Origin of the sequence: Thiohalocapsa sp. ML1 (genome assembly GCF_001469165.1) — a bacterium.
Lineage (GTDB): Bacteria > Pseudomonadota > Gammaproteobacteria > Chromatiales > Chromatiaceae > Thiohalocapsa.
In genome coordinates this window covers 1-7,010 of the sequence record NZ_JABX01000092.1, presented here as the reverse complement: position 1 = coordinate 7,010, position 7,010 = coordinate 1, and the positions used below count along the sequence as shown (strand labels likewise).

7 protein-coding genes and 1 CRISPR repeat array are annotated in these 7,010 nt (G+C 68.4%); all 7 genes read right to left on the bottom strand.

Features of this window, described 5'->3' with window-relative positions:
- Nucleotides 1–49 precede the first annotated feature (49 nt).
- Nucleotides 50–1,216: a CRISPR direct-repeat array (repeat unit 37 nt; unit sequence GTCTTAATCCCCTTTTGAGCGGGTCATTGGTTCGGCG).
- Between the two features lie 253 nt (nt 1,217–1,469).
- Nucleotides 1,470–1,808 carry a CRISPR-associated endonuclease Cas2 gene (gene cas2, locus ML01_RS26275; RefSeq protein ID WP_058558334.1) on the bottom strand — a complete coding sequence of 113 codons (339 nt, stop codon included), beginning with the start codon at nt 1,806–1,808 and terminating at the stop codon, nt 1,470–1,472.
- A 15-nt stretch (nt 1,809–1,823) separates the two neighbouring features.
- The gene (locus tag ML01_RS26270) at nt 1,824–2,672 is read right to left on the bottom strand and encodes a CRISPR-associated endonuclease Cas1 (RefSeq protein ID WP_058558333.1); all 849 of its coding nucleotides are present in this window, start codon (nt 2,670–2,672) and stop codon (nt 1,824–1,826) included.
- A 167-nt stretch (nt 2,673–2,839) separates the two neighbouring features.
- Nucleotides 2,840–3,835, bottom strand: coding sequence for a CRISPR-associated endonuclease Cas1 (gene cas1, locus ML01_RS26265; protein WP_058558332.1), 996 nt, complete (start codon nt 3,833–3,835; stop codon nt 2,840–2,842).
- A gap of 5 nt (nt 3,836–3,840) precedes the next feature.
- Nucleotides 3,841–4,125 (bottom strand): CRISPR-associated endonuclease Cas2, encoded by a 285-nt coding sequence (gene cas2 / locus ML01_RS26260; protein WP_058558331.1) that lies wholly within the window; start codon nt 4,123–4,125, stop codon nt 3,841–3,843.
- A 225-nt stretch (nt 4,126–4,350) separates the two neighbouring features.
- On the bottom strand, nt 4,351–5,586 hold the full coding sequence (locus ML01_RS26255) for a Card1-like endonuclease domain-containing protein (protein WP_058558330.1): 1,236 nt from the start codon (nt 5,584–5,586) through the stop codon (nt 4,351–4,353).
- Nucleotides 5,583–6,104 (bottom strand): SAVED domain-containing protein, encoded by a 522-nt coding sequence (locus tag ML01_RS26250; RefSeq protein ID WP_058558329.1) that lies wholly within the window; start codon nt 6,102–6,104, stop codon nt 5,583–5,585. The genes ML01_RS26255 and ML01_RS26250 overlap by 4 nt, the downstream gene beginning before the upstream one ends.
- Before the next feature lie 359 nt (nt 6,105–6,463).
- Nucleotides 6,464–6,781 (bottom strand): STIV orfB116 family protein, encoded by a 318-nt coding sequence (locus ML01_RS26245; RefSeq protein WP_058558328.1) that lies wholly within the window; start codon nt 6,779–6,781, stop codon nt 6,464–6,466.
- Nucleotides 6,782–7,010 lie beyond the last annotated feature (229 nt).

Here is a 7,010-nt window from a genome sequence, read left to right as displayed (position 1 = left end):
GGTCATTGGTTCGGCGTCCTCTCAATGCCTGGTCACCGAGCATTTTCCCGTCTTAATCCCCTTTTGAGCGGGTCATTGGTTCGGCGCCGCCGAGCACGACATCAGGGAGCTGTGTGACGTCTTAATCCCCTTTTGAGCGGGTCATTGGTTCGGCGGGAGACACAAGAGATGAACAAACAAGACTTCATCGTCTTAATCCCCTTTTGAGCGGGTCATTGGTTCGGCGAGGTGCGGCTGCTCCTTACAGGAACTCAGCCGCGTCTTAATCCCCTTTTGAGCGGGTCATTGGTTCGGCGGGCCTGCTGGACTGGACAAGGAGATGACCACTGCGTCTTAATCCCCTTTTGAGCGGGTCATTGGTTCGGCGGTGTACGCAGCCCGGAAAGCGGGTGCAGTGTTTAGTCTTAATCCCCTTTTGAGCGGGTCATTGGTTCGGCGCAACGTAACCAGACGTAACCAGACGCAAACCGCGTCTTAATCCCCTTTTGAGCGGGTCATTGGTTCGGCGACAGTTCCCCCTCCGCAACGACCTGGACTCTAAGGTCTTAATCCCCTTTTGAGCGGGTCATTGGTTCGGCGGCTATGGGTTATCCCAACGGACGCACGGCAAGCGTCTTAATCCCCTTTTGAGCGGGTCATTGGTTCGGCGTCTCGCGCCGCTGTATTACACCGTCTCCCTGTCTTAATCCCCTTTTGAGCGGGTCATTGGTTCGGCGCAAGCAAATGATCCGCTCTTACCCCGTCTATAACTGTCTTAATCCCCTTTTGAGCGGGTCATTGGTTCGGCGTCCTGTCCGCACAGTGGCGCGCGCGCCAAGCTGGGGGTCTTAATCCCCTTTTGAGCGGGTCATTGGTTCGGCGCACCTTGGGGAATCATCATGGCAACAAAGCAACTCGTCTTAATCCCCTTTTGAGCGGGTCATTGGTTCGGCGCGCACTTTCTGTGCATCCCTGTCGTCTGTCCGCGGTCTTAATCCCCTTTTGAGCGGGTCATTGGTTCGGCGTCTCCTGCGCCCGCAATACGAGCGCCTTTGCAGCAGTCTTAATCCCCTTTTGAGCGGGTCATTGGTTCGGCGGTTGAGAGCATGCAGCGCTTGCTCGACATGCGCGTCTTAATCCCCTTTTGAGCGGGTCATTGGTTCGGCGGGTGTTTCCCGCGCACTTTCTGTGCATCCCTGTGTCTTAATCCCCTTTTGAGCGGGTCATTGGTTCGGCGAGCCCGGCGCCGAAAGCGCTGTGGTTACAGGGGCTTGCGGCGGGGGTTGCCGGGCTTTCGGGGCTGCGGAAAGTTGTTGTTGCGTGTGCTGCCATGGGCTTGACGAGAACCTGGTTGATCACGGTACACCGCGCCGGGACGAGGCGCGTCGGCTCTTGCGCCCGCGCTGGGGCTTGGGTGCCAGCGCGCTGTCGCTTTTCGCTGGTCGGACAGTCGATCGCCGGCCCTTTTCGCAAGGTTTCCGCGGTTGACTTTAGTCGGCGTCGGCGGGGTCCGCAAGCGCTGCGTTGAGGCGGCCGAGGGGGTCGTCGCCGAGGAGCTGGATGCCTTCGGCGAGCCATTGCCGACCGTGGTGAACGATGTCGGGGTTCTTGGGCAGGGGGTAGACGCGGATGTCGTCCTCGGCGGGCTCGATGATATCGGCCAACTCGGCGAGCAGGCCTTCCATGCGCGCGGCGGTCGCCGGCACGATGAAGACGGAGTATTGCAGCGGCAGGCCGTAGCGGCGCACGGTGCGGTGCACTTGGGTGAGTCGCTTGGGGTCGGCGATGTCGTAGGCGAGCAGATGCAGGCGAGGCTGGTTGGCGGCCATGGTGCGGACCTTCGATCAGGCTTGGTCGATGAGCCAGCGATGCAGGCTGCCGCTCAGGTCGCGGAGCCGGGCTTCGACGCGCACGGAGCGGGACTCGAACAGGCGCACGGCGTCGGCATGGCGCGGCGCGCGCAGGGGCTCGCCGCGCTGGCGGGCGGCGGCTTGGCGACGGCGCAGCCAGTTGAGGCGCGGCGGCTGGAGGTACCAGTTGAGCAGCTCGGCGAGGTCGCGGGCCAGGTTGGGCTCGCCGGCTTGGCCCAGCTCGGTGGCGGTGCCGAAGCCGAGGTCGAGCAGGTGCGACTCGGCGCGCTGGTGTGCGAGGGTGCGCAGCCATTGGCGGGTGTGCTCGGCGGCAGAGGCGCCGGCATAGGCGGCGGCGCGCTGCTCCAGCCAGAGCCGGGCGCGGCGCGGGTCGCGCTGTTGGTCGGGGGCGTCGAGCTTCATGCAGGCCCACCACGCGAGCCGTCGGCGCATGCCGTCCAACCAATGGCGGTAGCGCGCCGGGGCTTGGGGCAGGAGCAGGAATTCGCGCAGGCGGTGCAGCAGCTCGTCGCGGGCGCCGGGGCGGCCGAGCAGGCGGGCGGCGATGTCGCCGTCGGCGTCGACAAAGACAACGCCGATGCCGCGCTCGGCGCAGGCGAGCAGTGCTGCGGTGTCCCAGGCAACCGCGGCGCCGCTGTAAACGCGGGCGACGCGTTGCAACGGAAAGAGCTGCTCGGCCTGCTCGCCCTGCTGCACGGCGAGCGCGGGGCCGTCGAGGGCGACGCGGGTGTCGGCGGTGCCGGCGAGGTAAAGCGACCGGGCGTCGGTGGCGGGACACGCCGGGGCGTCGCGGTCGGGCTCGGCGGTGGTGTAGACGATCATCTGGGGGGTCCTTGAGGCGGATGGGGTTTGGTGGGGTGTTGTCCGTTGCGGGTGCGGGGCCGGCTGAAGCCGGCGTACCCGGGAGTGGCTGGCCGGCTGAAGCCGGCGTACCCAGTTAGGCCGGCTGAAGCCGGCGTACCCTGGGGGCTGCGCGGCGGTCGGTGAGCTCAGAACGGCGGCGGCGCGTCATCGGGGTTGTCGGCGGGCGCCGGGGCGGCGGGCACGGCGCGGGCGAGCTCGACGGCCAGCGCGCGGACGAAGCGGCGCAGCAGCCGCCGGCGCGGGCGCGCGAATGCCTCCCAGGCGGCATAGAAGTGGGCTCGGCCGGATTTGCCGAGCAGGCAGGCGTCGCCGTCCTGCGTGAAGTGCTCGGGGCGCAGCTCGCGCGCGCGAAATCGGCCCCAGACCCAGTCGTCCACGGCGGGGCGCAGCGGCTCGATGAGGTCGGAGGCCAAGGATTCGCGGCCGAAGTCGAGCCGGTGATAGAAGCCGATGATGGGGTCCAGGCCGGCGCTGTGGCAGGCGCGCACGGCCTCGTGGTGCAGCAGGGTGTAGGCGAGCGACAGCACGGCGTTGACCGGGTCTTTCGGCGGCCGGCGATTGCGGCCGGTGAAGCCGAGCGCGGGCGCGAAGAGCCGGGTGTAGGCGCCGAAGTAGGCCGCGGCGGCGGCACCTTCGATGCCGCGCAGGGTGTCCAGTTCCAGCGCCGGCTCGGTGCGCAGCCGGGCGCCGGCGGCGCTGAGGCGCTCCAGGGCCTGGCGCAGCGGATGGCGCAGGTCCGCGCGCTCGGCGAGCGCACGGCGCAGCAGCCGCTGCTGGCGAATCACCTTGCCGCGCACCAGCCGCCGCGCCCAGGCCCGGCACCACTCGGCGTCTTGGTAGCGGTGGTATTGGCCGACGCGGCGGGCGCCGTCGTTGTGGCCCTTGCCGTGCACGAAGGCGCTCTTGCGCTGGAACTGGCCGCCGAAGGCGACGATGCCGACACCGGCGTCGGCGAGCCGCGCGAGCAGGCTGCTTTTGAGCGACACGGCGCTCAGCATGACGATGCGCTCGAGCAGATGCAGCGGCACGGTGCCGCGGCGCTCGTCACCGGCATACACGGCAAGGGCTTGGCCCTCGAGCGTCAGGGTGAGGTCGCGGCGGTCGAGATAGAGGGTTGTCATGGTCTTTATCCCACGTAGAACCAGGGCGGGTCTGCCGGCACCACGGCGCGGCCGAGCACACGGCACTTGCCGCGGGGCTCCAGGCGCAGCAGCGCGAAGCGGTCTTCCAGCGGATCCAGAATGGCCTTCACCCCGGCCAGCAGGGCGCCGCATTCGGCCGGCGTCAGAAAGCACTCGAACACGGACTTCTGCCGCCCGCTGGCGTAGCGCTTGAGGAGCGTCAGCGCCTCGCGCAGCCGGCCGTCGTCGGCGATGTCGTAAGCGGCGATGTGAAGGGTGCGATTTGGCATGCGGCGAGGTTAGGCGCCGCGGCCCGGGCTTGCCGAAACTGCAAGGTTGCGGTTTTGGGGGGGTTGGTCATCACTGCCGCCACGAGGGCGCGCCGACCATGTCGTCAGGCCATGCTGGCCTGGGCGAACCCGGGCTGGAAGCCCGGGTTACGGATGATGCGTTTGCACCAGGGCTGGAAGCCCAGGTTACGGATGATGCGCTTGCACCCGGGCTGGAAGCCCGGGCTACGCGCCCGGCGCGGGCGGGCGCCGGGCGGGGTCGATCCAGCGCCGCAGCACCGCCGGCAGCTCGGGCAGCCGGCCACCGGCGCAGACCTCGATGCGCAGGTCCGCGGCGCGGGTCAGCACGTGATCGGGTAGCACGCGATAGCTGACCAGCATGGTGCGGGCCAGCAGTCCGCCGAGCAGGTCGCCCAGGCTGTCAAGCCGATACAGGGCATTCGCGCCCGGTCCGGCAACTTGGCTGTCGCCCCACTGGCGGGTCTTGCACTCCACGGTGTAGAGCCGGTTGTCCACCAGGGAAAGGACGTCCAGCTCGTTCGGCACCGCCTCGCCGCGCGCGCCGGCCCTGACGATCTGCACCGAGCGCGCCAGATCCTGCATCTGCGGCACCTCGCCGCGCAGCTCGCGCAGCACGGCGTAGACGTGCCCCTCCAGCCAGCCGCCGTTGACGTAGAAGCGCGCCGGCTCATCCGGAAAGCGCAGCCGGTCGCCCTCGACACGCAGGAGCTCGGCGTCCGCGAAGCGCCCCAGCAGCTCGGCGAGCGCCGCGTCGCGCGTTTGCCGACGGTCCAAGGCGGGCGAGAGAAGCGTGCCCTCGGCGGCGCCGGCCAGCCAGTTCAGCGTGCCGAGCTGCCGGCCGATGCGCTCGTTCTGCGCCACCAGCCAATCGGTGAGCGCGCGCCGCTCGACCGGCACCGCGGCGTCTTCGCGGGCAATGAGCGTGGCGCCATGCGCGGCCAGGAAGTCGTCCAAGCGCAGGCGGTCCGCCAGGTCGAGGCCGGGCCGCTCGCTCGGGTGCAGCCAGATGAGGCGATCCTGCCCCGGATGCACGTAGAAGATGGGCAGCGCGTAGGCGCGAAACACATCGAAGGCGGCAATGGCCATGAGCTTGGTGCCGCCGGTGACGTTCAGTGCGATGCCGCCGCGCTCAACCAAGGCCGGTTCCGACTCCAGCAGCTCCAGCACGCGGAACTGGACATGCTCCAGGTTCCACGCCTGCTCGACCGGCCAGCGATCGACCCGCACGCCGCGGCGCACCAGCACCGCGGCGAGCCAATCCGCCCGTTGCTCCATATCCGGGCTGACCAGCAGCACCACCCGTGCCGGGCGCACCGCCGGGTCCAGCACCGGGGTCAGGTTCGGCGTGGGCTGGGCGGAGACGAGGACCAGATGGGCCTGGGCCCGTGCCGCGTCATCCCCGGCGGCAGCGTCACTGCGCATGGATTGGCCTTCGGTCATGAGATGAGGCGCAGGGGGCCGAAGCTGGTGTACTCGCCCGCGCCGTACTGCCACAGGATGACCCGGCAGGTATTCGCGAACTCGGCGCCGACGACCGCGGCAAGGCACGCCGGGCCGGCATGGAAGTAATGCAGCGTGTCGGTGCCACCCGCGGCGATCTGGCGCGCCGTATCGCGCAGCTCCCGATGCAGGTCCGGCATGTCGTCGGGGCCTAGGTGCTTGTCCCGCGTGATGCTGAAGACCCGATCCGCGGGGATGTCGCGCAGCTCGTCCCGGCCCCGGCGAAAGCGCTCGACGCTGGACTTGACGTCGAGGCCGCTGCGCAGATCGACGATCAGTATCCCGGGACAGGCGCCCGGCCGCTTGGCGAATTCCCGGAACCAGCGGCGCTCCCGCCGTCGGCGCCCGAAGCTCACCTCCCACCAGGTCCAGAACACGGGCACGGCGATGACGAGCCCGAGCACGATGCCTACCGGATCGAGATAGGTCGCAATGAAATCGCTGGTTGTCTTCCACATCGGTCGCATACCTTTCCGTCAATTGCTCAGTGTCGGCTCGGATGAGCCGGCGCGGCCCGGCATTGCCATTGTCACGCGCGCGACCTTGATCCCTATCCCGATCAGCGCGGCCGGTCCCATGCGTCGTCAGGGCTTCCAGCCGTGACGGTGCCAGGCGGGGATGGCCTGACGAGTGCTCCGCTGCGGAAATTCCGAGCCGGTTGCCCTCGTTGTCGTGGTCGTGGTCGTGGTCGTCATCAAGAGTCCGCGGCAGACGATTACGACAACGACAACGACCCGAAACGGACTCGGGATTTGCGTCATGGTGCACTAACGACGCAGGCGACCGCGGCTGTGGTCGGCGCCGCAAGCCTCGGCAATCACGCCAGCCGCTCCAGCCAACCCAGCTCGAAGGGCACCGCCGCCATCTCTTCTTGGCTCAGCAGCTTGCCCTCGGGCAGCCGTCGGCGCAGCCGCAGCACCAACGCTGCATCGCCCGGCTGCATCTCGATGCTCACCCGGCGCACCGGCACCTCGAGGCCGAGCAGCGCGGCAAGAAACGCCGCCGAAGGCTCATGCCCGACCGCCGACGTGAAGCCGGGCCGCAGCCGCTGCCGAGCGTCATCGGGCTCGATCGGCCCGGTAAACCGGAAATCGCCATAGGCGGTGAGAATGGGCGTGTTGAGCAGGTAGATCATGTCAGGCACGGAACCTCCAATCGGAATCATGAGCGCACTGTTCTCGCGCCGGGTCGGTGTTGACCAGGAGGTCAACACTCCAGTCAACACCGCCGTGCACCGGCGGCAGAGCCGCCAATCGCGGTGCCGAGGCAGCGCCTCGGCACCAGTCAAAGCGCGGCAGCGAAGGACTTGCCAGTCCAGAGCCGGGCCGCAGCCGGGCCGGAGAGCCGACCTCCAGGTCGGCTCC

Bases quoted from the DNA above. Each gene is read 5' to 3' on its own strand.
- cas2 (WP_058558334.1), bottom strand. From the start codon at position 1,808: ATGGCCGCCAACCAGCCTCGCCTGCATCTGCTCGCCTACGACATCGCC.
- ML01_RS26270 (WP_058558333.1), bottom strand. From the start codon at position 2,672: ATGATCGTCTACACCACCGCCGAGCCCGACCGCGACGCCCCGGCGTGT.
- cas1 (WP_058558332.1), bottom strand. From the start codon at position 3,835: ATGACAACCCTCTATCTCGACCGCCGCGACCTCACCCTGACGCTCGAG.
- cas2 (WP_058558331.1), bottom strand. From the start codon at position 4,125: ATGCCAAATCGCACCCTTCACATCGCCGCTTACGACATCGCCGACGAC.
- ML01_RS26255 (WP_058558330.1), bottom strand. From the start codon at position 5,586: ATGACCGAAGGCCAATCCATGCGCAGTGACGCTGCCGCCGGGGATGAC.
- ML01_RS26250 (WP_058558329.1), bottom strand. From the start codon at position 6,104: ATGTGGAAGACAACCAGCGATTTCATTGCGACCTATCTCGATCCGGTA.
- ML01_RS26245 (WP_058558328.1), bottom strand. From the start codon at position 6,781: ATGATCTACCTGCTCAACACGCCCATTCTCACCGCCTATGGCGATTTC.